The 23,868-nt window shown below is 66.1% G+C and carries 24 protein-coding genes; all 24 read left to right on the top strand.

The features are described 5' to 3' along the window. Positions 1-3: 3 nt before the first annotated feature. From WC815_08080 to WC815_07965, 24 genes are read left to right on the top strand one after another with little or no spacing between them, the layout of a single operon-like run. Entirely contained in the window at positions 4-1,155 is a 1,152-nt protein-coding gene (locus WC815_08080; GenBank protein MFA5908720.1) for a glycosyltransferase family 4 protein, read from the top strand. Next, complete coding sequence (locus WC815_08075; GenBank protein ID MFA5908719.1) at positions 1,152-1,976, top strand: DUF2334 domain-containing protein; 825 nt, start codon at positions 1,152-1,154, stop codon at positions 1,974-1,976. The genes WC815_08080 and WC815_08075 overlap by 4 nt, the downstream gene beginning before the upstream one ends. Continuing rightward, the gene (locus tag WC815_08070; protein MFA5908718.1) at positions 1,976-2,944 is read left to right on the top strand and encodes an NAD-dependent epimerase/dehydratase family protein; all 969 of its coding nucleotides are present in this window, start codon (positions 1,976-1,978) and stop codon (positions 2,942-2,944) included. Before WC815_08075 ends, WC815_08070 begins: the two co-directional genes overlap by 1 nt. Beyond that, positions 2,941-4,068, top strand: coding sequence for a glycosyltransferase (locus WC815_08065; GenBank protein ID MFA5908717.1), 1,128 nt, complete (start codon positions 2,941-2,943; stop codon positions 4,066-4,068). Before WC815_08070 ends, WC815_08065 begins: the two co-directional genes overlap by 4 nt. Continuing rightward, complete coding sequence (locus WC815_08060; protein ID MFA5908716.1) at positions 4,065-5,387, top strand: glycosyltransferase; 1,323 nt, start codon at positions 4,065-4,067, stop codon at positions 5,385-5,387. Before WC815_08065 ends, WC815_08060 begins: the two co-directional genes overlap by 4 nt. Continuing rightward, positions 5,384-6,490, top strand: a complete 1,107-nt coding sequence (locus WC815_08055; protein ID MFA5908715.1) for a glycosyltransferase — start codon at positions 5,384-5,386, stop codon at positions 6,488-6,490. Before WC815_08060 ends, WC815_08055 begins: the two co-directional genes overlap by 4 nt. A gap of 41 nt (positions 6,491-6,531) precedes the next feature. After that, the gene (locus tag WC815_08050; GenBank protein ID MFA5908714.1) at positions 6,532-7,887 is read left to right on the top strand and encodes a hypothetical protein; all 1,356 of its coding nucleotides are present in this window, start codon (positions 6,532-6,534) and stop codon (positions 7,885-7,887) included. Beyond that, positions 7,874-8,926, top strand: coding sequence for a DUF4330 family protein (locus tag WC815_08045; protein MFA5908713.1), 1,053 nt, complete (start codon positions 7,874-7,876; stop codon positions 8,924-8,926). Before WC815_08050 ends, WC815_08045 begins: the two co-directional genes overlap by 14 nt. After that, complete coding sequence (locus WC815_08040; GenBank protein MFA5908712.1) at positions 8,923-9,273, top strand: hypothetical protein; 351 nt, start codon at positions 8,923-8,925, stop codon at positions 9,271-9,273. Before WC815_08045 ends, WC815_08040 begins: the two co-directional genes overlap by 4 nt. Positions 9,274-9,275: 2 nt before the next feature. Beyond that, positions 9,276-10,373: a glycosyltransferase family 4 protein gene (locus WC815_08035; protein MFA5908711.1), complete on the top strand. Its 1,098-nt coding sequence runs from the start codon at positions 9,276-9,278 to the stop codon at positions 10,371-10,373. Beyond that, positions 10,370-11,326 carry a Gfo/Idh/MocA family oxidoreductase gene (locus WC815_08030; GenBank protein MFA5908710.1) on the top strand — a complete coding sequence of 319 codons (957 nt, stop codon included), beginning with the start codon at positions 10,370-10,372 and terminating at the stop codon, positions 11,324-11,326. The genes WC815_08035 and WC815_08030 overlap by 4 nt, the downstream gene beginning before the upstream one ends. Before the next feature lie 46 nt (positions 11,327-11,372). After that, positions 11,373-11,960, top strand: a complete 588-nt coding sequence (locus WC815_08025) for a DapH/DapD/GlmU-related protein (GenBank protein MFA5908709.1) — start codon at positions 11,373-11,375, stop codon at positions 11,958-11,960. Positions 11,961-12,001: 41 nt separating this feature from the next. After that, positions 12,002-13,084, top strand: a complete 1,083-nt coding sequence (locus WC815_08020) for a glycosyltransferase family 39 protein (GenBank protein MFA5908708.1) — start codon at positions 12,002-12,004, stop codon at positions 13,082-13,084. Further along, positions 13,081-14,388: a glycosyltransferase gene (locus tag WC815_08015; GenBank protein ID MFA5908707.1), complete on the top strand. Its 1,308-nt coding sequence runs from the start codon at positions 13,081-13,083 to the stop codon at positions 14,386-14,388. The genes WC815_08020 and WC815_08015 overlap by 4 nt, the downstream gene beginning before the upstream one ends. Beyond that, positions 14,385-15,188, top strand: coding sequence for an ABC transporter permease (locus tag WC815_08010; protein MFA5908706.1), 804 nt, complete (start codon positions 14,385-14,387; stop codon positions 15,186-15,188). The genes WC815_08015 and WC815_08010 overlap by 4 nt, the downstream gene beginning before the upstream one ends. A gap of 10 nt (positions 15,189-15,198) precedes the next feature. Further along, positions 15,199-15,966, top strand: a complete 768-nt coding sequence (locus WC815_08005) for an ABC transporter ATP-binding protein (GenBank protein ID MFA5908705.1) — start codon at positions 15,199-15,201, stop codon at positions 15,964-15,966. Next, positions 15,963-17,096: a DegT/DnrJ/EryC1/StrS family aminotransferase gene (locus WC815_08000; protein MFA5908704.1), complete on the top strand. Its 1,134-nt coding sequence runs from the start codon at positions 15,963-15,965 to the stop codon at positions 17,094-17,096. Before WC815_08005 ends, WC815_08000 begins: the two co-directional genes overlap by 4 nt. After that, positions 17,097-17,627: a GNAT family N-acetyltransferase gene (locus WC815_07995; protein MFA5908703.1), complete on the top strand. Its 531-nt coding sequence runs from the start codon at positions 17,097-17,099 to the stop codon at positions 17,625-17,627. After that, positions 17,627-18,619: a GDP-L-fucose synthase gene (locus tag WC815_07990; GenBank protein ID MFA5908702.1), complete on the top strand. Its 993-nt coding sequence runs from the start codon at positions 17,627-17,629 to the stop codon at positions 18,617-18,619. The genes WC815_07995 and WC815_07990 overlap by 1 nt, the downstream gene beginning before the upstream one ends. Next, positions 18,616-20,370, top strand: coding sequence for an ABC transporter ATP-binding protein (locus tag WC815_07985; GenBank protein MFA5908701.1), 1,755 nt, complete (start codon positions 18,616-18,618; stop codon positions 20,368-20,370). The genes WC815_07990 and WC815_07985 overlap by 4 nt, the downstream gene beginning before the upstream one ends. Beyond that, positions 20,363-21,367, top strand: a complete 1,005-nt coding sequence (gene pseB, locus WC815_07980) for a UDP-N-acetylglucosamine 4,6-dehydratase (inverting) (protein MFA5908700.1) — start codon at positions 20,363-20,365, stop codon at positions 21,365-21,367. Before WC815_07985 ends, pseB begins: the two co-directional genes overlap by 8 nt. A 16-nt stretch (positions 21,368-21,383) precedes the next feature. After that, positions 21,384-22,544 (top strand): UDP-4-amino-4,6-dideoxy-N-acetyl-beta-L-altrosamine transaminase, encoded by a 1,161-nt coding sequence (gene pseC / locus WC815_07975; GenBank protein MFA5908699.1) that lies wholly within the window; start codon positions 21,384-21,386, stop codon positions 22,542-22,544. Next, on the top strand, positions 22,541-23,233 hold the full coding sequence (pseF, locus tag WC815_07970) for a pseudaminic acid cytidylyltransferase (protein MFA5908698.1): 693 nt from the start codon (positions 22,541-22,543) through the stop codon (positions 23,231-23,233). Before pseC ends, pseF begins: the two co-directional genes overlap by 4 nt. A 2-nt stretch (positions 23,234-23,235) precedes the next feature. Then, positions 23,236-23,868, top strand: a complete 633-nt coding sequence (locus WC815_07965) for a pseudaminic acid biosynthesis-associated methylase (protein MFA5908697.1) — start codon at positions 23,236-23,238, stop codon at positions 23,866-23,868.

Genomic DNA, 23,868 nt, shown 5'->3' with positions numbered 1-23,868 from the left:
CACGTGGCGCCTGAACTGCTACCGGTGCCGCCGATCAAGGGTGGCGCGATCGAGCGCTGGATCCGCGATGCCGCCGTCCGCCTGTCTGCTCGCGGTCACGAGGTGCACGTCATCTCGCGGGACCGCGGGGACGCCGTGACCGAAGACACGATCGACGGCGTGCACTATCACTACCTGACCATTCCGGCGTGGCTGGATCGCGGCCGCACGGCGGCGCTCTTTCGCGGCCTCTGGTACTACCTGGCGGTGCGCCGCGTGCTGGCACGGCTGTCAGTGGACGTCGTGCATCACCACAGCCGGCCAGCGGGCTTGTGGCTGAGCCACCCCGCCGGGTCGCGGGCGCGGTTGATCATCTCGCTGCACAGCATGGACTACGGCTGGGGATTCGGCTATCGCGCCTGGGACCGTCGCCTGTTCGCGCGTGGGCTCGCCATGGCCTCCCGCGTGTTGTGCGTGTCGCAGTTCATCGAGCGGCACACGGTGGAGCGGTATCCCGGGGTGCGCGCGTCGGTGACGACCGTCTACAACGGCGTCGACTGCGATCTCTTCAAACCGGGAGCCGGTGAGCCAGCGCCCAGAATTCTCTACGTCGGCCGCGTCGAAGCTCGAAAGGGCGTGAAGGTGCTGGTGGATGCGTTCGAGCAGTTCATCAGCAAGCGCGCGCCCGAAGCGCGGCTGCGAATCGTGGGGCCGCATTCGTACTGGGACGCGCAGCCGTCCGGGTACTACGCGGAGATCAAGGCTCGCTGTGACGCCAACGATCGCATCGAGCTGCGCGGGCCCACCTACGTCGATGCCGAGCTTGCGGAGGTGTATCGCGATGCGGCCGTGAGCGTGGTGCCATCGACGTTCCCCGAGGCGCTGGGGCTCACCTCGATCGAGGCGCAGGCGTCCGGCACCCCGGTGGTCGTGTCCGATGCGGGTGGCTTGCCCGAGACGGTGTCGCCCGGCGTGAGCGGTCTCGTGTTCGAGAACGGCAACGCCGACCAGTTGGCCGACGCCGTGCTCAGCCTGTTGGAATCGGAACCGCGCCGGGCCACCATGGCGACGGCGGCGCGTCACTGGGCGATGCAGAAGTTTTCGTGGGACACCATTGCCGCGGAACTGGAGCGCGTCTACGCCGACGCCGTGCTCGCGCCGGGAGCCCCGGCGTGAAGGTCGCCCTGCGAGACGACGACACCTCGTTCTTCACGGATCCGGATCGTCTCGAGGCCGTCTACCACGACATCTGGGATCGGTTGCCGGTCGCCCTGGCCGTGGTCCCGCATGCCGCGGGCTTCGCCGACAAGGCCATTCCGCAGCAGTACTGGCAGGCGGGTCGGACGTTTCCCCTTGAAGAGAACCCCGAGCTCGTGGAGCGGTTGCGCACTCACGTCGCGGCCGGGCGCGTGACCATCGTCCAGCACGGTTTCACGCACGAGGATTTTCCGGACGGCTACGAGTTCCAGGTCGCGCCCGATCTCGAGCGCCGGCTCGCCGAGGGCCGTTCGTATCTGGAGCGGGTCCTCGACACGCGCCTGACCATGTTCGTGCCGCCGCACAACGCGCTGTCGAAGCGGGGATTCGAGGCGATCAGCCGGGCGGGGCTGAACCTGCTCGGTACCTTTCTCTCCTTCAGGCCGTCGATGCGGCCGTGGGACCGCTACACGCCGGTCAACTGGTGGCGCATTCGCCAGTATCGTTCCCGGACCGGCCGGACGAAGGCCGATCGCCTGATTTATCCCCACGTGCTTCGCTACGCCAACCACGCGGAATTTGGCTGCCACAGCCTGATTCCGGGCACCACGGTCGCCGAACTGGTGGCGGGTTTTGAAGAGGCGCGCCGCGCCGGCGGACACTTCTGCATCGCGACCCACTACTGGGAGGTGGATGCGGTGCTCAAGGACGTCTTGCGCCGCGTTCTCGATCACGTGACCACTTACTCCGACGTCGAGTTGGTATCGGCGGATCGGTTGTTCGAGCCGGCGGGATCTTGATGAGTGCCTTCCAGCGCATGCCCGTGCTCGTGATTGGCGGCCTCGGGTTCATCGGCAGCAACCTGACCCGCCGCCTCGTCTTGCTTGGCGCGCGCGTCAGCGTCCTCACGCCGTCACGCGAGCGCCACGCCGCCCTGGTCAGCGAACTTGAATCCCACGGCGTCGACGTCATCGAGGGTGATCTGCGCGATCACAGCCTGGTGTCGCGGCTGGTGGCCGGGCAGAGCGTGGTGTTCAACCTGTCGGGGCAGTCAGGCGCGCTGCGCAGCATGGAAGAGCCCTGGACCGACCTCGACGTCAACTGCCGCGGCACCCTCGTGCTGTTGGATGCCTTGCGTCACGTCAATCCGACCGCGAAGGTGATCGCCGTCGGCTCGCGCCTCGAGTACGGCCGGCCCGAGTCGATGCCGGCCGACGAACTGGCGATGGGCGAACCGCTCTCCGTTCACGCCATCCACAAGCGCACGGTGGAGCAGTACCTGCGGCTGTATCGGCGGCTGTTCGGGTTGCGCTTTGCCATCGCGCGTGTCACCAACCCGTACGGGCCAGGCCAGCCGGCCGGGCGCACCGCCTACGGGATCATCAACCGGTTCATTCACCTCGCCATCGCCGATCAGACACTCACGTTGTACGGCGATGGCCGGCAGTTGCGCGACTACATCCATGTGGACGATGTGGTGTCGGCGCTGCTGGCGCTGGCGGCCTCGCCGGCGTCGGACGGGGGCGCCTACAACGTTGCCAGCGGCACCGGCACCGCGATGGCCGACCTCGCCGCGATGGTGATCGACATCGCCGGGGCCGGGCGCATCGCGCACGTCGAATGGCCGCCGCTGGCGGCACAGGTGGAGGCGGGCGACTTCGTCGCCAGCATCGCCCGGATCGGCCGCGACATCGGCTGGGCCCCGGCCATCGACTTGCGCGACGGGCTGGCGCAGACCGTGTCGTTCTATCGGGGGCAGGCGTCGTGAGCGGTTCGCCGATCCGGGTGCTGTACTTGTCGCACGCCTTTGCGGTCGGCGGCGCTGAGGAGATGGTGCTCAACCTTGTGCGCCACCTGCCGCCGGCTTATGAGCCTGCGGTCGCGTGCATTCACGAGGCGGGACCGATCGGCCTCGAGATCCAACGCACTGGCGTGCCGTTCAAGGTGCTGGGACTCACGCCGGGCCTGCGTCATCCGTTCGACGTGCTGCGGCTCCGGGATTTCCTCGACGAGTGCCAGCCCGACATCGTGCACACCTTCCTCCTGACGGGAAGCCTCTACGGCCGGTTTGCCGCGATGATGGCGCGCGTGCCCGTGGTGATCGGGACCGAGGTCAACGTCTACGAGAGGAAGCAGGCGCTGCATGCGTTGGCCGAGCGCTGGCTGATGCGGGGTACCGATGCGGTGGTGGCGTCCGCCGAGTCGGTTCGCGACTTCTACCTCAAGCAGGTGCACGCGGACCCGTCAAAAGTCGAGGTGATCTACAACGCCGTGGACTGGACGCAGCTGGACACGACGGTCGGCCGCGACGAGATGCGCGCGGCGATGAACGTGCCGGCGGGCGCGCCGCTGCTGGGCATCATTGCCCGGCTCACCGAGCAGAAAGGGCACCGGGTCCTGCTCGACGCGCTGGCGCAACGGCCCGACCTTGGCCAGGCGTATCTGGTGATTGTCGGCGACGGCCCCTTGAGCGCAGGGCTGCAGCGCCAGGCCGCCGACCTGGGTCTCTCGAGCCGGGTGCGGTTTCTCGGTGCGCGTCGTGACCTTGGCAACATCCTGGCGGCCGTCGATGCGTTCGTGTTGCCGTCCTTCTGGGAGGGCCTGCCGCTGGCCATGGTGCTCGCCATGGGCGCCGGGCTTCCGGTGGTCGCGACCCGCGTGGCCGGCATTCCGGAAGTGGTGCAGGACGGCGTCAGCGGCCTGCTCGTGACCCCGGGCGACAGCGCCGAGCTCGCGGCCGCGTTGTCGCGGGTCGTCAACGACGACACCACCCGCGTGCTGCTGGGGCAGGCCGCGCGGGCGTTCGTGCGGCCGCGGTTCGGCGTGGACGGCTACGTGAACGCGATCACCAGTCTCTACAATCGGCTGCTGGTTGCGAAGGGGGTGGCATGAGCACCCCAGGCACCTCAGGCACCTCAGGCACCTCAGGCACCTCAGGCACCTTAGGAATCCTCTACCACATGCCGTTCTGGCAGGCCGCTGATGGCAGCCTGTGGGAGTCCGAAGGATCGTTCGGGCGCTACGTTGATTCGCTGGCGCCGTACTTCGACGAGATTGTCCTGTCGGTGCCCGTCTTCGACGTGCCGCCGGCGTCGGGGTCGCGGTTGCGGGCGTCAAACGTGCGGCTGGCGCCGTTGCCGTATTTCCCCGGTCCGCGGCAGTTCTACCCGATGCTGCCGTTCCTCCACGGCCGGCTGCGCAAATGGGTCCGGCAGTGCGACGTGATTCACCTTCGCGTGCCGACACCGGCGGCCATCTTTGCCTTCCGCCTCGCGCGGGCGGCGCGCAAACCGGTGTTCCTGCTGGTGGTGGGCGACTACGGAGCGCTGTTGCCATACCTGCCGTATCGCGGCGCCAAGAAGGCGCTGTTCGGCGCCTATGTCGCGTTTGAAGAGTGGGCGCTGCGCTACATGACGACGCGGGCGCTGACCTTTGCCAACGGTGCGGCCCTGCGCGAGAAGCACGAGCGGCAGGGCGCCACGGTGTTCGAAACCAAAACCACGACACTGAGCCTGCAGGACATCGCGTCGCGCGGCGACACTTGCGGGTCGACGCCGATCCGGCTGCTCACAGTGAGCCGCATCGACCCCCGCAAGGGCCTGCGCGTCCTGCCAGAGGCGGTGGCCGCGCTCGTCGCCGACGGCCACGACGTCACCATCGACATCGTCGGGCCCACGATCGGGCAGATCGGCGATCTGGAGAGCGATCGCATCGCCTCGGAGGCCGTGCGCCTCGGCGTCGGCGAGCGCGTGACGCTCAAGGGCGCGGTGCCGCTGGACCAGTTGATGCCGCTCTACCAGCAGTACGACATGTTTGTGCTCCCCACCCAGCCCGGCGAGGGCATCCCGCGCGTCCTGCTGGAGGCAATGGCGGCTGGGCTGCCTGTGATCACAACCAACGTTTCGGGCATCGCCAGCCTGATTGAGCACGAGCGCAACGGGCTCCTGGTCAGCATGACTAATTCTGCGTCATCTGTGTCATCCACCTCCGCGCTGCGCGCTTCGGCGGACAAGTCTGCGGCCCTAGGTTCTGTGTCATCTGCGTCATCTGTGGCCCTGGAATTATCGGCGGCGCTGCTCCGTGTCATCGAGGATTCCGCGTTGAGGCGGCGCCTCATCAGCGGCGGCTACCAGACCGCGCGAGCGCACACGCTGGAAAATCAGGCCGCCGAGATGATGCGCATCGTGTCATCTGAGTTGCAGGTCGCGTGAAGATCTGCTTCGTGATTCCCACGCTGACCAGCGGCGGCGCCGAGCGGGTGGCGGTGACGGTGTTGAGCGCGCTCGACCCGCGGCACGAACGCATGCTCTATCTCTTCAGCGGCGCCGACGGCGTCTACTTCGATCGCATCGCCCCCGGCGTGCGGGTCGTGGTGGCCTCCCAGCGCTCGTGGCTGGCGCGGCTCTTCGAGCTGGCGCGCTTTCTGCGGACCGCGAAGCCCGACATCGTCATGCCGTTTCTCAGCTACTTCATCACCGCCATCGCGGCGTGGATGGCGGGCACGGGCGCGCGCGTCGTCTTCAACCAGGGCACGCCGACCACCGGGTTCCTGGAGGATCCGGACTTCTCGTGGCAGCAGCCGCTGCGCCGGCGGGTGTTTGCGTGGATGACGCGGTGGTTCTATCGCCGGGCGGACGCCGTGGTGGTCACCTCACAGGGAGTGGCGGACGATCTCGCCACGCGCTACGGCGTGCCGCGGGCGAAGCTGCGCGTGCTGCACAACCCCGTGGACCTCGAGGCGATCGCGGCTTGCGCCGCGGAAGCGCTCGACGATCCCGCCGGCGAGGGGCCGGTGGTGGTGGCCGCGGGCCGGCTGGCCGGCGTCAAGAACTATCCGTTGTTCCTGGCGGCGCTCGAGCAGCTCAATCGGGGCACTCCCGTTCGCGCCTGGATCCTGGGCGACGGCGACGAGCGCGAGCGGCTGGAGCAGATCGCCGCGCAGCCGCCGCTGGCCGGGCGGGTGCGGTTCCTGGGGTTCCGGCAGAACCCGTGGGCCGCGATCGCGCACGCCGATGTGTTCGTGCTCACCTCGTCTTACGAGGGGTTCGGCAATGTCCTCATCGAGGCCATGGCCTGCGGCACGCCGGTGGTGGCGACGCGCTCGCCGGGGACCGTGGAGATCATCGAACACGGCGTGAACGGTTTGCTGGTCGCGCACGAGCCGGCCGCGGTCGCCGCGGCGATCTCGCAGATCCTGAGCGATCGCCCGTTGCGCGACCGCCTGGTCGCGCGGGCGAGACGCGACGTCGAACACTATGCGTTGCCGAATGTGATCGAGCGCTACGACCGCCTGTTTCAGGAGCTGGCGGCTTGATGGGCCAATTCGCGGGCGCGTCCGCCCCGGCGCCACGGGTAATGACCGTTGCCGCGATCGGCGCCGGTCTCGCTCTGGGGATGGCCTACACCCTGTCGCCGATGACCATCCTCTGCCTGCCGGTGCTTGTCCTGGTAGGTGTCTGGGCCAGTCGCGGATTGTCGGAGGGCGAACGGCGCTGGTTCGTGTCGCTGCTGGTTGTCGCCGTGGTTGCCCGCCTGGCCGCCATCGGCCTGCTGTTTCTCAGCGCCGATCCGTCGCAGCCGTTTGCGACGCTGTTTGGCGACGAACAGTTCTTCAAGAACCGGACGCTGTGGCTGCGCAACATCGGGTTGGGCGTGCCGATTTCACCCGCCGATATCATCTACGCCTTCGAAGACGTCGGGCAATCCAGCTACCTGTATGTGCTGGCCTATCTGCAGGCGCTGGTCGGCGCATTCCCTTATGGCATTCACGTCATGAATGCCACGGCCTACATCGTCGGTGTCGTGCTCGTGTATCGCTACGTGCGGCCGGCCTTCGGCGAAGTGGCGGCGCTGGCTGGCCTGGCGCTGCTGCTGTTCTTTCCAAGCCTGTTCGTGTGGTCGATCTCCGCGCTCAAGGAACCGGGTTACACGCTCGTGGCGGTCGGAGAGTTGCTGTGTTGCCTGTATCTGGTGCGGGGCGGCGCCCGCTGGTGGCACCGCGCCCTCGCGGCGCTCGGATTGATTGCCGGAATCTTCGCACTCGAGAGCCTGCGTCGCGGGGGCATGATCGTGGGCCTGGTCGGCTCGGCCGGCGGCCTGGCGCTGGCGCTGGTCGTCAGCCGGCCGCGGCTGGCGTGGGCGTCCCTCGTCGCGGCGCCCGTGCTCGGAGCGGTCCTCCTGGTCACGCCCTCGATTCAAGAGCGGGTCACGCAAGTCGTGCGCTCGTCGGCGTCCTATCATGGCGGGCACATCGTCTCGGAAGGCTACTCTTACAAGATCCTCGATCCCCGCTACTACCACGACCGGCGCCTGCTGGTTGAGATGCAGGGCCGCGAGGCCGGCCGGTTTGTGGTGCGGGCGGTGGTCAGCTACGTGACCGAACCGGTGCCGTGGCGCTCCGAGTCGCTGGGCCTGCGCGCGTATCTGCCGGAACAGATGTTGTGGTACGTGCTGCTCGCGTTTGTGCCGTTCGGCCTTGTGGCCGGTCTGCGGCGCGACCCGCTGCTCACCAGCCTGTTGGCGTCGCACGCGGGCGCCTTGATCATGATGGTGGCGCTGACCAGTGGGAACATCGGTACCCTGATTCGCCACCGCGGACTGGCGCTACCGTACCTGGCCTGGCTGTCGGGCCTGGGTCTGTGCCACGTCGTCGGCTATCTCACCCCGGCGTCCCCGGCCACTGAAGGAGTGAACCCGCATGGCGATTGTTGACGAGCAGGGGAAACTGTTCGGGCGCCTGAATCTGCTCGACGCCCTCGTCGTGTTGCTGGTGGTTGGATTGATTCCACTGGGATACGGCGCCTACGCGCTCTTCCGGTCGCCGATGCCGACCCTGACCCGGGTGGCGCCCGCCGAGATCATCCACGCGCCGAACATGCGGTTCAGCGTCCGCGGCGAGAACCTCCGGCCGTACATGCGCGTCTCGGTGGGCAGTCATCAGGGGCAGACGTTTTTGTTCAGGGACACCAGCGAAGCCGAAATTGACCTGGTCGACGTGCCGCCGGGCGTCTACGACGTCGTGCTCTTCGACTTCGCGCAGGAGCGATCGCGCTTGCCCAAGGCACTGACGATCCATCCCTCGGCGTTGCCAGACGCGAAGGTGATCGTCGTCGGCATGTTCGGCAACCTCAAGGCCGGCCAGACCGCCAGCCTGACTGTGGGGATGACCATCCCGCAAGTCGGCGAGGTGATCGCGGTGGGCCGGCCCGTCCCTCAGGTGGCGAGGGTCTTTGCCAGGTCCGACCGGGTGGAGGTTCCGATTCCGAACGGGCTCATGGTGCCGGCGATCATCCGCATGGGGTGCTGGGTACGCGCCTCGCAGGGCCAGCCTGAATGCGTCGCCGACGGCACCGGTGTGCACCCCACGACGCTGATGTTTCTTCCCACGCCGGCCGGGACGCTGCCGTTCCAGATCGACCAGGTGCGCGGCACCCAACCGATCGTGCCGCTCGACATCACCGTCAGGTTCACCGGGGCGCTCGAGGCACTGGCGCAGTTGAAGGCCGGCGACGTCGACCGGGGAGAAGTCACCAACGAGTTATCCGCTGGCGGAAGCGTCGCCAGCGTCGCGGCGGCGGGTCCGTCTTCGCGTGATGCGCGCATCGTGGTGAGCGCACAGCAGGGGACCTCGGGCTGGATTTACGCCAACAGGCCCCTGCGCATCGGTGGACCATTTACGCTGAGGACGCCGCTCTACGAACTACAAGGAACCGTCGTCCGGTTGGCGCCGGCACCGGGAAGCGCACAATGAGCGACGACCGCCGCGAGGATCGCCAGGCCGCGATGGTGATCGAGTCCGGCGTCATCTTCGGCGCGATCGATCGGACGCTCGAGCGGATTTGGCGAGGCGCCGGGGATTCTGCCGCGGTCGCGGCCGCCAGCCGGCTGGCCGGGACCTGGCGCGAGCTCGGCACGTCAGCGCAGCGCTTCGCTGTCGGGCTGATGCTGGTCGTGGCCGCCGTGGTGCACCTGGCCTTCACGATCGCCACGGCGATGCCGTCGGGCTGGTTATGGCTAATCGTTCCGGCACTCTGCCTGGGGACCGGCGCGATCGTTCTCGCCTCATCGAGCACGAGGAATGGCCAGGGACTGACGTGAGCGTGGCACCGATTCGCGTTCTGGCGATTTCGCCGATTCCAGAGGAGGGCGCCGGGTGCCGCTTTCGCGTCTCCCAGTACGTGCCCTACCTGGAATCACAGGGCTTCAAGGTCACCATTCGGCCGTTCTACACGCGCGAGTTCTTCCGGATGGTCTACAAGCACGGGCACTTCCTGCGAAAGAGCTTCGGCTTTCTCGGGCTGCTCATCCGCAGGCTGCGCCTGTTGCAGGAGCTGGACGACTACGACGTGGTGTTCCTGTATCGCGAAGCCGTGCCGGCGGGCCCGCCCTGGATCGAGCGACGAATCGCCCGCCGCGGTCTGCCCATCGTTTTCGATTTCGACGATGCGATTTTTCTGCCGAACGTGAGTGAGGCGAACAAGAGCCTCGGGTTTCTGAAAGACACGAGCCGGCCGGCGAAGATTATCGCTTTCAGTTCGCACGTCGTGGTCGGCAACGAGTTCCTGGCCGACTATGCGCGGCAGTTCAACCCGGCGGTCACGGTCATTCCGACCGCCGTTGACACGACGCGATTCGTGCCGCGTCCGGATCGCGAGCGCGTGCCGGCCAGCGGTCCCGTGGTGGGCTGGATCGGCAGCCCGACCACCTATCACTACCTCGAGAAGATGGGTCCGCTGCTCAAGGATGCTGCGGCGCGGCATCCGTTCACGCTGAAGGTCAGCGGCGCCGGCAAGCCCGTCCACTTTGACGGCGTCACGGTACAGGAAGTGCCGTGGTCACTCGACCGCGAAGTCGAGCTCTTCAATTCGTGCGACGTCGGCGTCTATCCACTCCAGGACCACGATTGGGAGCGCGGCAAGTGCGGCTTCAAGGCCATTCAGTTCATGGCCTGCGGCGTGCCGGTGGTGGCGGCGGCCGTCGGCGTGAACCGGGAGATCATTCGCGATGGCGAGAACGGATTTCTCGCCTCGACGCCTGCCGAATGGCGCGACAAGCTCGACCGCCTGTTGACCGACAAGGCACTCCGCGACCGGTTTTCCCGCGCCGGCCGTGAGACGATCGAAGAGCGCTACTCCCTGCGCGTCACTGCTCCGCAGTTGGCGCGAATCCTGAAGCAAGCCGCCTCGGTACACACATGACCCAGCCTCGAAATTTCGCGGTCACGGGCGTTGCCGGCTACATCGCGCCCCGGCACCTCAAGGCCATTCAGGACACCGGCAACCGCCTCGTGGCGGCGACCGATCCCCACGACGCGGTGGGCATCCTCGATCGCTTTGCGTTCGATTGCCGGTTCTTCACCGAGTTCGAGCGCTTCGATCGGCATCTCGAGAAGCTGCGCCGCGGTCCGGAAGAAGCGCGCGTGCATTACGTGAGCGTGTGCTCGCCCAATTACCTGCACGATGCCCACATGCGCCTCGCCCTCCGCGTCGGCGCCAACGTCATTTGCGAGAAGCCGCTCGTGATCAATCCGTGGAACCTCGATGCGCTCGAGGAACTCGAGCAGGAGACCGGCTGCCGGATCTCGACCATCCTGCAGTTGCGCGTCCATCCCCAGTTGATGGCGCTGCGAGACCAGCTGAAGGCCGAATCGGGCAAACGCCACAGCGTGCGTCTCACCTACATCACCGCTCGCGGCGGGTGGTACCACGTGTCGTGGAAGGGCCACGAAGACCGCTCCGGCGGCATCGTCACCAACATCGGGATTCACTTCTTCGACCTCATCACCTGGCTGTTTGGCCCGGTCCGTCAATCGGTGGTGCACCTGCGCGAGCCGCAGCGGGCCGCCGGCGTGCTGGACCTCGAGCGCGCGGACGTGCAGTGGTACCTGTCCACGGAGAGTTCGGATCTGCCGTTCGCGCCCGAGCCGGGCGTGAAAACGACCTTCCGCTCCATCACCGTGGATGATCACGAGGTCGAGTTCAGCGAGGGCTTCACCGACCTCCACACGCGCGTCTACGAGGAAGTGCTGGCCGGCCGCGGCTTCGGGATTGCCGAGGCCCGCCCGTCAGTGGAGTTGACGGCGCAGATCCGCTCGGCGCCGGTCGTGGCGCCGAACGCGGACGCGCACCCCAAGGTGATCGCCCGTGGATAACGTAAGCAGCAATCGTGGCGTCGGGCTTTAGCCCGACCGAGGACCCATGAATCTCAAATATTTCGTGCACGAATCGTCGTACGTCGATGACGGCTGCGAGATCGGCGCCGGCACCAAGATCTGGCACTTCTCGCACGTGATGGCAGGGTCCCGCCTCGGCGAGCGCTGCAACATCGGCCAGAACGTCGTCATCTCGCCGGCGGTGGTGATCGGCAATAACGTCAAGATCCAGAACAACGTGTCGGTCTACACCGGTGTCATTCTCGAAGACGACGTGTTCTGCGGGCCGTCGATGGTGTTCACCAACGTGGTGAACCCCCGCAGCCATGTGTCGCGGAAGGACGAGTACCGGCAGACGCTGGTCAAGCGCGGCGCCAGCCTCGGCGCCAATTGCACCATCGTCTGCGGGCACACGGTCGGGGTCTATGCGTTCGTGGGCGCGGGCGCGGTCATCACCAGGGACATCCCCGATTACGCGCTGGTGGTCGGCAATCCCGGGCGCGTGGTGGGATGGGTCTGCGAGTGTGGCGTCAAGCTCGCCGCCGGCGCCACGGTTCCGGCGAAGGCGACGTGCAGCGCCTGCGATCGCCGTTACGTCGCGGCTGGTAGCGGCCTCGCGCGGGAGAACAGCTGACCCGGATCGCCTTCGCGGCGTTTGTCGCCGGGAACCTTGCATTGCTGCTCTGGTCGGGCATCAAGGCCGGGGGCGACACCGGGATCTACCTGGACGGCGCTACCGCTCTCTTGAGCGGCCAGGCGTTGACGGAACGGCAGCCGTCGTACCTTGGTTACATCGCCGTGGTCGCCGCATTCCAGGCCGCCGGCGCCGGCCTCACCGGGGTGGTCGTCGGCCAGCTCGCGGCCGCTACCGCGGCGGCTTGGGCGGTCTACCGCATGGCGGTCGAGATCGGCGGACGGCTCGCCGGCGGACTGGCGGTACTGTTGTTTGCCGTTGACGTCAACACCAACCGCTGGCACGCGTACATTCTCAGCGACTCCTTGTTCATGTCATTCCTCACCGTGGCCGTCTGGCTGGTCTACCGCGCGGCCGCGGCAGGCGGACCTTGGCGCCGCTACCTGTGGGCATCGGTCGCGCTCGTGGTGGCCGGTTTGATTCGGCCGGAGGGGTGGTTCGTCGTACCGGCCGCGATCGCCTATTGGGTGGCGAAGCTCGACGGATCGGCGGGCCGGCGCCTCACCATGCTGGCGGGCGGCGCCCTGGCCTGCGCGGCCCTCTACGTGGTGATCGCGCCCAGGCTGGGCGGCAACCTCGAGGCGGTGGGCCCGGCCGAGATGCTGCGGCGCGGACAGACCATCTGGGACTACGACGGCTGGCGCGTGCCGATGCCCGATGACGCCGCGGGGTCATCGCGGAAGGGCAGTGCCGCCGCGGTGATGTATGCCGTTTGCCACCCTCTCAGCACCGCGACCCTGATGAGCGCGCGGCTGGTGGTGCACCTCGCGCACGTGCGCCCGTTCTATTCCGCCGCCCACAACATCATGATCGCGGCCTGGCTCCTGCCCGTGTATGCCTTCGCCGCCGCGGGCGTGTGGCGCGCGCGGCGCCAAGCGCTGGTGTGGTGGTGCGGCATCGCCGTCGCCACACAAGCGCTGGTCGTCGCACTGACGCACGCCGATTGGGACGGGCGCTACCTTGGCCATGTCATGCCGCTCATTTATCCATGTGCCGCGTGTGGGCTGGCGGCGCTGTTGCATCGGGCCGTGCCGACGGTTCACGACAAGTTGGCGACCCTGTGAGCAACCAGCGTCCGCGCGTGCTGGCGGTGCTGCCGGCGCTCTTTCCGTCAACCGTGATCGGCGTCGCCAAGCCGCTGCTGCGCTTGCACCAGGACCAGCGCATTTACCTCGACCTCACGCTGCAGTTCCTGGTCACGCGCAAGGCTGTCGCACGCGCCGATGTCGTGGTGATGTGCCACACCATCGATCCACAGCATGCGCAAATCCTCGACTGGATTCGTGAGTTGCGCCGGCCGCTGATCTACGAGATTGACGACAACTTGCTGCGGATTCCGGCCGACATCCCCGGCCTCGACTACCTGCGTGAGCCGGTGCGGCGTGACACGCTGGTCGCCTGCCTGAAACAAGCCGACGTGGTGCGCGTCTACTCACCCGAACTGCTGCGGATCCTGGCCGACTACAACGAGCACGTCGTGATGGTCAGCGGCCCGCTCGATTGGAGCCTGATGCCCTTCGACTCGACCGGCTCCGCTTCGCGGGGGCGGTCTCGCTCAGGGTCTTCGACCGGCCTCAACACGCCACCGGTGAAGATCGTGTATGCCACCGGCCGGATGGAGGACCAGATCGGGCGGATGCTGATCGAGCCGCTCCGGCAGGTGCTCGATGCCCATCCCGAAGCTGAGCTGACCGTGTGGGGGCCTCGCCACGAGGCGCTCGCGCAGCATCCCCAGGTGCGATCGCTGCCGCTGATTCGCGACTACGACACCTTCTTCGCGCGGTTTGCCGCCGAGCAATTCGCCATCGGCCTGGCGCCGCTCCCGGACGATGAGTTCCACCGCTGCAAGAGCAACAACAAGTTCCGCGAGTATGCGGCGTGCGGCGTGGCCGGCGTCTATTCCGACATGCCGGTCTACAACACCTTTGTGACGCATGGGCAAACCGGTCTGCTGGTTGCCAACACCGGCGCCGCCTGGGTGGAGGCGATCGGCCGGCTGGTGAGCGATGCGTCGCTGCGGGCCGCGATCGGCCGCAACGCCAAGGCCTACGCGGCCGCGCATTTCAACGAGCGCATCACAGACGAGGAATGGATGGCCCGTATCGGGCCGCTCGCGGCGGACCGTCCCGCGATTGCGGGGGCGGATCGCCCGGCTGCGGCGCCGCGGCCGCTGGCCACTGCGTTCGGCGTGGCGAAATACGCGGCCCGGCTCAGCACCAAATTGGGGCCGGTGTTCCGCACCCACGGTGCGGCGTCGGTGTTACGGCGAGTGGGGACGCACCTGGCGGGGTTCGGCCAGGTGATGGCATGGGAAATCAGCCGGTGGCGCCTGCAGCAGCGCGTCACCCGGCCCCGAGGTCGCTCGTGAAGGCGGAAACCGCGCGCACCATCCGCGACGTCGTCAAGGCGCTCGGACTCTGGCACATCTGGGTGCGGCTGGGCCTGCAGGACGTGCGGTTGAAGTTCCGGCGATCGGCGGTTGGTGTCGGCTGGATCTTCGTGAATCTCGCCGTCCTGGTCTCGTCGATCGGCTTCATCTACGCCAACCTGCTGGGCCAGGACACGCGTGAGTTCATTCCGTACCTCACGATCGGCATGATCCTCTGGGCCTACCTGACCAGCTCGATCGTCGAGGGCGGGAACGCGTTCGTGCATTCCGAGGGCTACATCCGGCAGATCAGCCTGCCGATCTACGTCTATGTGCTGCGCTACTTCGTCAGCATCAGCGCCACGGCCCTGATCTCCATGGTCGCCTATGTCGCGGTGGCGCTGCTCTACAGCGTTCCGCTCGGCGCCGGGACGTTTTACGCGGTCCCGGGGATGCTGATGGTGATGACCGCGTCGCTGCTGTTCATCACCATCTTCGCGCATCTGAACGCCCGCTACCGCGACATTGCCCACCTGGCGTCGGTGGGGATGCAGGTGCTGTTCTACGTGACACCGGTGATCTTCCCGGCCCGGTTGTTGCGCCAGCGCACGGACCTTGCCTACGTCGTCGACCTCAACCCCATGTACCACCTGATCGAGGTGGTCCGGCGGCCGCTCCTGGCCAACGGGCCAGCCGAGCTCCAAAGCTACGTCGCCACCGCGCTGGTGCTGGTGCTGCTGACCGCGGCCGCCGCCATCGTCATTGCCTTGAACCAGCGTCGCATCGTTTACGCCCTGTAGAGCGTTTCACTTGGCACAAATCACCCTCGAGCACGTTGACCTCGAGTTCCACGTCGGCGCCGAGCGCCACACGACGCTGCAATCCGCGGTGAAGCGCGGCCTGCGGCGTCACCACGTCGAGTCGCGCACCGTCAAGGCGCTGCAGGACGTCACGCTGTCGATTCGGTCGGGCGAGCGGGTTGGGTTGATTGGCCACAATGGCGCCGGCAAGAGCACACTGTTGAAGGTGATGGCCGGCATTTATCCCCCCCAGCGCGGTAAAGTGGCGATCGACGGGCACGTCTGTCCGTTGTTCGAGTTCATCACCGGCTTCGAGATGGAAGCGACCGGGTGGGAGAACATCCGCACCAGGGCGCTGCTGCTCGGGATGGCGCCGAAGGAGATCGAGCGTAAGATCGAGAGCATCGGCGCGTTCTCCAATCTCGGCGAGTTTCTCGACATCCCGCTGCGGCACTACTCGTCGGGCATGTGCGTGCGGCTGGCGTTTGCCACCTCCACCGCGGTCGATCCGCAGATCCTGTTACTCGATGAAGTGATGGCGGCCGGCGATGCCGCCTTCCAGGAGACCGCGCGCCTGCGCATGAACGAACTGATGGAGCGGGCCAGCATTGTCGTCTTCGCCACGCACAGCCTGGACATGCTGCCGCGCTTCTGTGAGCGGACGCTGCTGTTGCGCAAGGGGCGGATTGTTGCCGACGGCCCGACCGCCGAAGTGGTCGATCTCTACAACCATGGAACCGTGACCGCGCCGGGCGCCGAGGCCACCACCGAATCATGAAACCCATTCAACTGTTCGTGCCGACCTTCCGGGTGGACGAGTGCCTGGCCGAGGTCCGCGAGTGTCTCGAGCGGGGCTGGACCGGTCTTGGCTACAAGACCAACGAGTTCGAGACCGCGTGGAAGGCCTATACGGCGCTGCCGCATGCGCACTTTCTCAACTCGGCCACCTCGGGCCTGCACCTCGCGGTGCGGTTGCTCAAGGAGCGGTACCGGTGGCAGGAAGGCGACGAGGTCATCAGCACGCCGCTGACCTTTGTCTCCAGCAACCACGCCATCCTCTACGAGCGCCTGAAGCCGGTGTTCGCGGATGTGGACGAGTACCTCTGTCTCGATCCGGAATCCATCGCCGCACGGATCACGCCGCGGACGCGCGCGGTGATCTTCGTCGGCCTGGGCGGCAATAGCGGACGGCTCGCCGACGTGGTGCGGCTCTGCCGCGATCGCGGTCTCAAGCTGATCCTCGACGCCGCCCACATGTCGGGCACCCGGCTCGGCGGCCGCCACGTCGGCGGTGAGGGCGACGTCAGCGTGTTCAGCTTCCACGCCGTCAAGAACCTGCCGACGGCGGATGGCGGGATGATCTGCTTCCCGGATGCCGACTCCGACGCCGCCGTCCGGCATTGGACGTGGCTGGGGATCGACAAGGACACGTTCGCGCGCACCAACAGCGACAGCACCTACAAGTGGTACTACGACGTCGAGCACGTCGGCTTCAAGTACCACGGTAACTCGATCATGGCCGGCATTGGCATGGTCTCGCTGAAGTACCTCGAAGCCGACAACACCTATCGCCGCCAGCTGGCGGCGTGGTACGACGAAGGGCTTGAGGGAGCGGACGGCATCGAACGCGTGGCGGTGGCGCCTGGCTGCGAATCGGCCCGCCATCTCTACCAGGTCCTCGTCGATCGCCGGGACGACGTGATGGTGGCGCTCAACGCGGCTCAGATCTATCCGGGCGTGCATTACCGCGACAACACGATGTACGGCATGTATGCCGACCAGCCGCCGTGCCCGCGAGCGCGGCGGGCGAGCGATCGGGTGATTTCGCTGCCGATGCACATGCAGCTCGATCGGTCCGACGTCGATCGCGTGTGCGAGACGTTGCGGGCTGTGGCCGCCGCACGATAGATGTCGAAGCGCCACATCGAACCGCTGGTTCACGGCCGCGTCCGCCTGCGGCTGCTGGAGGAGGCGGACTTGGCGATGACCCTCGCGTGGCGCAATCAGGATCACATTCGCAAGTGGTTCTTCGACTCCGACGTGATCACACCCGAGCAGCACCGGGCATGGTGGGAACGCTACCGGACGCGAGACGACGACTTCGTGTTTATGATCGAAGAGACCGACACCCTGCGCCGGCCGGTGGGGCAGGTGGCCCTCTACAACATCGACTGGTCCGCGGGCCGCGGCGAATTCGGCCGCCTGATGATTGGCGACGCTGACGCCAAGGGCGTCGGGTTGGCGCGCTCCGCCACCTCCCGCCTGGTCGACGAGGCCCTGGGGTCCTGGGGCCTCAGCGAGGTGTATCTTGAGGTGTTCGAGGCCAACGCGGCGGCACTTCGTGTGTATGCCGACTGTGGATTCCAAGAGACGGCGCGGCGGGATGGAACCATAGCCATGCGACGACGATTGATCGAACCAAGGAGCGAGGCGAGCTGATGTCCCCGAGGATCTTTGTTGCCGGCCATCTGGGCATGGTTGGTAGCGCCGTCGTGCGCAATCTGCGGGCCCGTGGCCACGCACCGAGCGACCTGATCACGCGGACCCGGCAGGAACTCGACTTGCTGGACGCCGAGGCCGTCAACCAGTTCTTTGCTGCCGAGCGACCGGAGTTCGTCTACCTCGCGGCCGCAAAGGTCGGCGGCATCCATGCCAACGACACGTATCCGGCGGACTTCATCCGCGAAAACCTGGTGGTTCAGTCCAACGTGATTCATGCGGCCTATCTCCAACACGTGAAGCGGCTGTTGTTCCTGGGATCGAGTTGCATCTATCCGAGACTCGCACCGCAGCCCTTGGCGGAGTCGTCGCTGCTCACGGGGCCGCTCGAGCCGACCAACCGCCCCTATGCCGTCGCCAAGATTGCCGGGATCGAGATGTGCTGGAGTTACAACCGGCAGTACGGCACGAAGTACTTGGCGGTGATGCCGACAAACCTCTATGGGCCCGGTGACAACTACCACCCGGAGAACAGTCACGTGATCCCCGCCCTAATTCGCCGTTTTCATGAGGCGACGGTTGGCCGATTGCCGAGCGTCACGATCTGGGGAACTGGTAGTCCGCGGCGCGAGTTCATGTTCGTCGACGACATGGCGGACGCATGCGTCCACTTGATGACGCTGCCAGGCGAGCAGTTCCAGCCGCTGCTGGCTGCCGATCGCCACGACGGTCTCGCGCCCGTCGTGAACATCGGTACAGGATCCGACGTCACGATCGCGGAGATCGCGGCAATGGTCGCGCGCACTGTCGGGTTTGAAGGTCGCATCGAGTTCGACGTCAGCAGGCCCGATGGCACCCCGCGCAAGCTGATGGATTCCGGCCGGTTGCACAGCCTCGGGTGGGCGGCCCGCACGGAGCTGCAACGGGGCTTGGCGCTGGCATACGAGGACTTCAAGCAGATGTCTTCGCGCAAAACCAGGACAACGGCGTGAGCACCTTCAAGCGCATTTACGCGATTCTGACCCACTCCGAGCGGAAAAAGGCCGGCGCCTTGCTCGGTCTGACGGTGGTCGGCATGGTGCTCGAGACCCTCGGCATCGGCCTGGTCATTCCGACGATCGCGGTGCTGATCCGGAGAGACCTGGGGCCTTCCTACCCGCTTTTTCGCCCCATCCTGCGTGCGCTCGGGGAGCCCAGCCAGCCCCAGCTCATCGCGATGGGCATGGTGGCACTCGTCGCGCTGTATCTCGTCAAGAACGTATTCCTGGGCTACTTCGCGTGGCGGCAGAATCGGTTCACCAGTGACGTGAAAGCGGAGCTATCCCAACGCCTGTTCACCATCTATTTGCGGCAACCGTACACGTTCCACCTGCGGAACAATTCCGCGCTGCTCATACGCAACGTCATCGGAGAGGCGAGCACCTTTTCGGGGACGCTCACTCACGCGCTCAACTTTGTCACCGAGGGTGTGGTGCTCACAAGCGTGGCCGCGTTGCTGCTGGTAGTGGAGCCCGTCGGCACATTAGTTGTTGTAACCATTCTCGGTGGCTCCGCTTGGGGTTTTTACCACTGGGCTCGGATTCGCATCGGTCGGTGGGGACAATTACGGCACTATCACGAAGGCCTCCTCATTCAGCATTTGCAGCAGGGGTTGGGAGGCGTCAAAGAGATGAAACTGTTGGGTCGGGAGGCGGCCTTCTTGGCGCAGTTCCGCGTGCACAACATTCAGGCCACGCGCGCTAGCGAACTGCACGCCACATTGAGCCAATTTCCGCGACTCTGGTTGGAATTGCTGGCAGTGACCGGCCTTGCCACACTGGCCATCAGCATGCTGGCTCAGCGGCGTGAGCTCGCGAACATCTTGCCTATGCTCGGCCTATTTGGCGCCGCGGCATTTCGAACCATGCCGTCGGTCGGCCGGGTGTTGGGAGCGGCGCAGGCGCTACGCTACGGGCTGCCAGCCATTGACACCTTATATGACGAACTGCAGCGCCCGTTGCAGCACCCTGAGCCCGTCAAGCGTGAAAACTCAGCGACGTTTGAGCGAGACATCCGACTAACCGACGTCACCTATACCTACCCGGGTGCCGCATCGCCGGCCCTGATGGGGGTGACCCTTACCGTCGGAAAAGGGGAGTCAGTGGGCTTCGTCGGGTCGAGCGGGGCAGGAAAGAGCACGCTGGTTGACATCGTCCTGGGCCTGCTGACGCCGGACGCCGGACAAGTCGCCGTCGACGGGCAGGAGATCCAACACGCGCTGCGGAACTGGCAGAGCCAAATCGGATATGTACCGCAGTCAATCTTTCTGACCGACGACACCCTTAGGCGTAACGTCGCCTTCGGCTTGGCCGAAGATCAGATCGACGATGCGGCGGTGGAGCGCGCCCTCGAAGCGGCGCAATTGAAGGAGTTCGTGGCCGGGCTTCCCGACGGACTAGAGACGCCGGTGGGCGAACGCGGCGTGCGATTGTCCGGGGGACAGCGACAGCGCATAGGCATTGCCCGCGCGCTCTACCACGACCCGGCCGTCCTGGTTCTAGACGAGGCCACGAGCGCGCTGGACGTGGAGACGGAGCGTGACGTCATGCAGGCGGTCGAGGCGCTTCACGGCCGCAAGACTATTCTGATCGTGGCGCACCGGCTGTCCACGGTCGCGCATTGCGACCGCCAGTATCGACTCGAGCAAGGGCGGGCGGAAGAACAACAGGTGCCCGGCTCCATGACGGCGGAACCACATGCTTAGCAACAAGTCCATTCTCATCACCGGCGGCACGGGCTCGTTCGGCAAGGCCTTCGTCAAGACCGTCCTTGCTCGCCACCCCGACATCAGGCGCCTCGTCGTCTATTCCCGCGACGAGCTCAAGCAGTTCGAAATGGCCCAGCAGTTTCCGGACAGCCGCTACCAGGGTCTTCGATATTTCATCGGCGACGTCCGCGATGAGGATCGCTTGCGGCGGGCGATGGAAGGCATCGACGTCGTGATTCACGCCGCTGCGCTCAAGCAGGTGCCGACGGCCGAGTACAACCCATTCGAGTGCATCAAGACCAACGTCCTGGGTGCCCAGAACGTGATCGAGGCGTGCCTCGACACCAATGTGCAACGTGTCGTGGCGCTCTCCACGGACAAGGCAGCCGCACCGATCAATCTGTATGGCGCGACGAAGCTCTGCTCGGACAAGCTGTTCGTGGCCGCCAACAACATCAAGGGACATCGGGATATTCGCTTCAGCGTCGTCCGTTACGGCAACGTCATGGGGAGCCGTGGATCCGTGATTCCCTTCTTCCTCGAACGGCGATCGAGCGGCGTGCTTCCGATCACCGACCCGGCGATGACGCGCTTCAACATCAGCCTGGAGGAAGGGGTCGACATGGTGTTGTGGTCGCTCGAGAATGCCTGGGGCGGCGAAGTGCTGGTGCCGAAGATTCCGTCCTATCGCATCACCGACCTGGCCATGGCGATCGGCCCGGAGTGCGACCATCCGGTCGTGGGTGTGCGAGCCGGCGAAAAGGTCGATGAGGAGATGATCACGGCGAGCGACAGCCTCAACACCGTCGATATGGGCGCCTACTACGCCATCCTGCCTTCCGGGGCCACTTACAGCGTTGCCGAATACTGCGCCGCAACCGGCGCCAAGCCGGTGGAGCCGGGGTTCAGCTATCAGAGCGGCAACAACCCGAGATTCTTGACTGTGGAAGAGTTGCGGCAGTTGATCCACACGCATGTCGGTGTTCGCGTATAGCCACGGAACCCCGAGCATGATTCCCTACGGTCGCCAGGATATCTCCGAAGCGGACATCGAGGCCGTGGTGGCGGTCTTGCGCTCCGACTTCCTCACCCAGGGGACGGTTGTTCCGGCGTTCGAGGCCGCGGTCGCCCGTTACTGCGGCGCGCACCATGCGGTCGCCGTCAACAGCGCGACGAGCGCCCTGCACATTGCGTGTCTGGCCCTGGGAGTGGGGCCCGGCGATTGGGTGTGGACCAGCCCCATCACCTTCGTCGCCAGCGCCAACTGTGCGAGGTACTGCGGCGCGCTGGTGGATTTCGTGGACATCGATCCCACGACCTGCAACATGAGCGTGCACCGGCTGGAGGAGAAGCTCCGGCAGGCCGAGACCGAGGGCCGGCTGCCAAAGGTTGTGATCCCCGTGCACCTGAGCGGCCAACCGTGTGACATGGCGGCGATCCTGGCATTGGGCAAACGGTACGGCTTCCGAATCATCGAAGACGCCAGCCATGCCATAGGCGGCCGGTATCAGGGTGAACCGATTGGCAGCGGCCGCTTCAGCGACATCACGGTGTTCAGCTTCCATCCGGTCAAGGTGGTCACCACTGGGGAAGGCGGGATGGCGCTGACCAACGACGGGGCGCTGGCCGCGCACATGCGACGGCTCAGAAGTCATGGGATCACACGCGAGCCCGCCGACATGACGCGCGAACCCGATGGGCCGTGGTACTACCAGCAGCTGGAACTCGGCTTCAACTATCGCTTGACGGACATCCACGCCGCCCTGGGCCTCAGCCAGATGCAGCGGCTGGAGACCTTCGTGGCCAGGCGGCACGCGGTCGCCGACCTTTACGATGCCGACCTCGCCCGCCTGCCGGTTGATATTCCTGCAAAGGTGCCTGACACCCGGTCGGGCCTCCACCTCTACGTAGTGCGCCTGCGATTGTCGGAAATTGGTGCCAGCCATCGGCAGGTGTTCGACGCGATGCGCGCGGCCGGCATCGGCGTGAACCTGCACTACATTCCCGTCTACTTGCAGCCCTACTACGAGGCGATCGGATTCAAGTCCGGCTATTGCCCACAGGCCGAGGCCTACTACGCCGCCGCGATCAGTCTGCCGATGTACGCCACGTTGACCGAGCCGGATCAACGGCGCGTCATTGCGGCACTGGCGGGAGCCGTCGGCGCGTGAAGCTTGCCGTCATTCCGGCCCGTGGCGGGAGCAAGCGCATTCCGCGCAAGAACATCCGGACCTTCTGCGGAAAGCCGATGCTCGCCTGGTCCATCGAGGCGGCGAGAGCCTCGGGCCTGTTCGACCACATCCTCGTGTCCACGGACGCCGCCGAGATCGGCCAGGTGGCGGCCGACTGGGGAGCCGAGGTCCCGTTCGTGCGACCGGCGGAACTCTCCGGCGACTTTGCCGGCACCACCGAGGTGATCGCGCACGCCACCCAATGGGCGCTGGACCAGGGATGGCCCGTCACGGCGGTGTGTTGCCTGTACCCGGCCGCGCCGCTCGTGCAGGTCGAGGATCTCACGAGCGGCGCCGACCTCCTCGATTCGGGGACGTGGGCCTACGCGTTCGTTGCCACCGAGTACCCGGCGCCGATCTTCCGATCATTCAAAGCCCTACCCGGTGGCGGCGTCGAGATGTTCTTTCCCGAGCACTTCGCCACCCGCTCACAAGACCTGCCGGTGGCGCTGCATGACGCCGGGCAGTTCTACTGGGGAACCGTGGCCGCGTGGCTGGAGCACCGGCCGATCTTCGATCGACATTCGGTCCCGATCCTCGTGCCGCGCTGGCGCGTGCAGGACATCGACACACTCGACGACTGGCGGCGGGCCGAACTCTTATTCAGGTTACTGAAGGACAATCAATAGCGATGGCCAAATCCAATCACGGCACGCCCCAGGAGGAGTTCTGGGCCGGAAACTTCGGCACCGACTACATCGCCCGGAACCGGAGCGAGCAACTGCTGGCGTCAAATCTCCAATTCTTCTCACGGGCCTTGCAGCAAGCGGGCGCCATAACCTCCTGCCTCGAGCTCGGCGCCAACATCGGGATGAACCTGCGGGCACTCAAGCTACTCTATCCGTCGATGGCGATGGCCGCGGCCGAGGTGAACCCCGAAGCCGCCCGGCAGCTGGCCGAGTTCATAGGGCCGGCCAACGTGTTCGCGGGCTCCCTGTATGACTATCCCATCGACGGCACGGTGGACCTCACGCTGAGCAAGGGCGTGTTGATCCACCTCCACCCCGACAAGCTCGCGACCGCGTACGACAAGCTGTACCTCGCCTCGCACCGCTACGTCCTGGTGTGCGAGTACTACAACCCGTCGCCGGTGGCGATTCCGTACCGCGGCCACAGCGACCGGTTGTTCAAGCGCGACTTCGCCGGTGAGATGCTCGACGCCTATCCGGCGCTGAAGCTCGTCGACTACGGCTTTTCCTATCGTCGCGATCCGGCCTTTCCGCAAGACGACATCACTTGGTTTCTGTTGGAGAAGAACGCCTAG

The organism is Vicinamibacterales bacterium (genome assembly GCA_041659285.1).
GTDB lineage: Bacteria > Acidobacteriota > Vicinamibacteria > Vicinamibacterales > UBA2999 > 12-FULL-67-14b.
The sequence above is the reverse complement of the archived record's forward strand: the minus strand, read 5'-3'. Positions and strand labels throughout refer to the sequence as shown.

What these genes read in the sequence shown, in the direction of transcription:
- WC815_08050 (MFA5908714.1), top strand. Translation starts at nt 6,532, where the DNA reads ATGACCGTTGCCGCGATCGGCGCCGGTCTCGCTCTGGGGATGGCCTAC.
- WC815_07990 (MFA5908702.1), top strand. Translation starts at nt 17,627, where the DNA reads ATGTCCCCGAGGATCTTTGTTGCCGGCCATCTGGGCATGGTTGGTAGC.
- pseB (MFA5908700.1), top strand. Translation starts at nt 20,363, where the DNA reads ATGCTTAGCAACAAGTCCATTCTCATCACCGGCGGCACGGGCTCGTTC.
- WC815_08045 (MFA5908713.1), top strand. Translation starts at nt 7,874, where the DNA reads ATGGCGATTGTTGACGAGCAGGGGAAACTGTTCGGGCGCCTGAATCTG.
- WC815_08030 (MFA5908710.1), top strand. Translation starts at nt 10,370, where the DNA reads ATGACCCAGCCTCGAAATTTCGCGGTCACGGGCGTTGCCGGCTACATC.
- WC815_08040 (MFA5908712.1), top strand. Translation starts at nt 8,923, where the DNA reads ATGAGCGACGACCGCCGCGAGGATCGCCAGGCCGCGATGGTGATCGAG.
- WC815_08000 (MFA5908704.1), top strand. Translation starts at nt 15,963, where the DNA reads ATGAAACCCATTCAACTGTTCGTGCCGACCTTCCGGGTGGACGAGTGC.
- WC815_08025 (MFA5908709.1), top strand. Translation starts at nt 11,373, where the DNA reads ATGAATCTCAAATATTTCGTGCACGAATCGTCGTACGTCGATGACGGC.
- WC815_08070 (MFA5908718.1), top strand. Translation starts at nt 1,976, where the DNA reads ATGAGTGCCTTCCAGCGCATGCCCGTGCTCGTGATTGGCGGCCTCGGG.
- WC815_07965 (MFA5908697.1), top strand. Translation starts at nt 23,236, where the DNA reads ATGGCCAAATCCAATCACGGCACGCCCCAGGAGGAGTTCTGGGCCGGA.
- WC815_07995 (MFA5908703.1), top strand. Translation starts at nt 17,097, where the DNA reads ATGTCGAAGCGCCACATCGAACCGCTGGTTCACGGCCGCGTCCGCCTG.
- WC815_08060 (MFA5908716.1), top strand. Translation starts at nt 4,065, where the DNA reads ATGAGCACCCCAGGCACCTCAGGCACCTCAGGCACCTCAGGCACCTCA.
- pseC (MFA5908699.1), top strand. Translation starts at nt 21,384, where the DNA reads ATGATTCCCTACGGTCGCCAGGATATCTCCGAAGCGGACATCGAGGCC.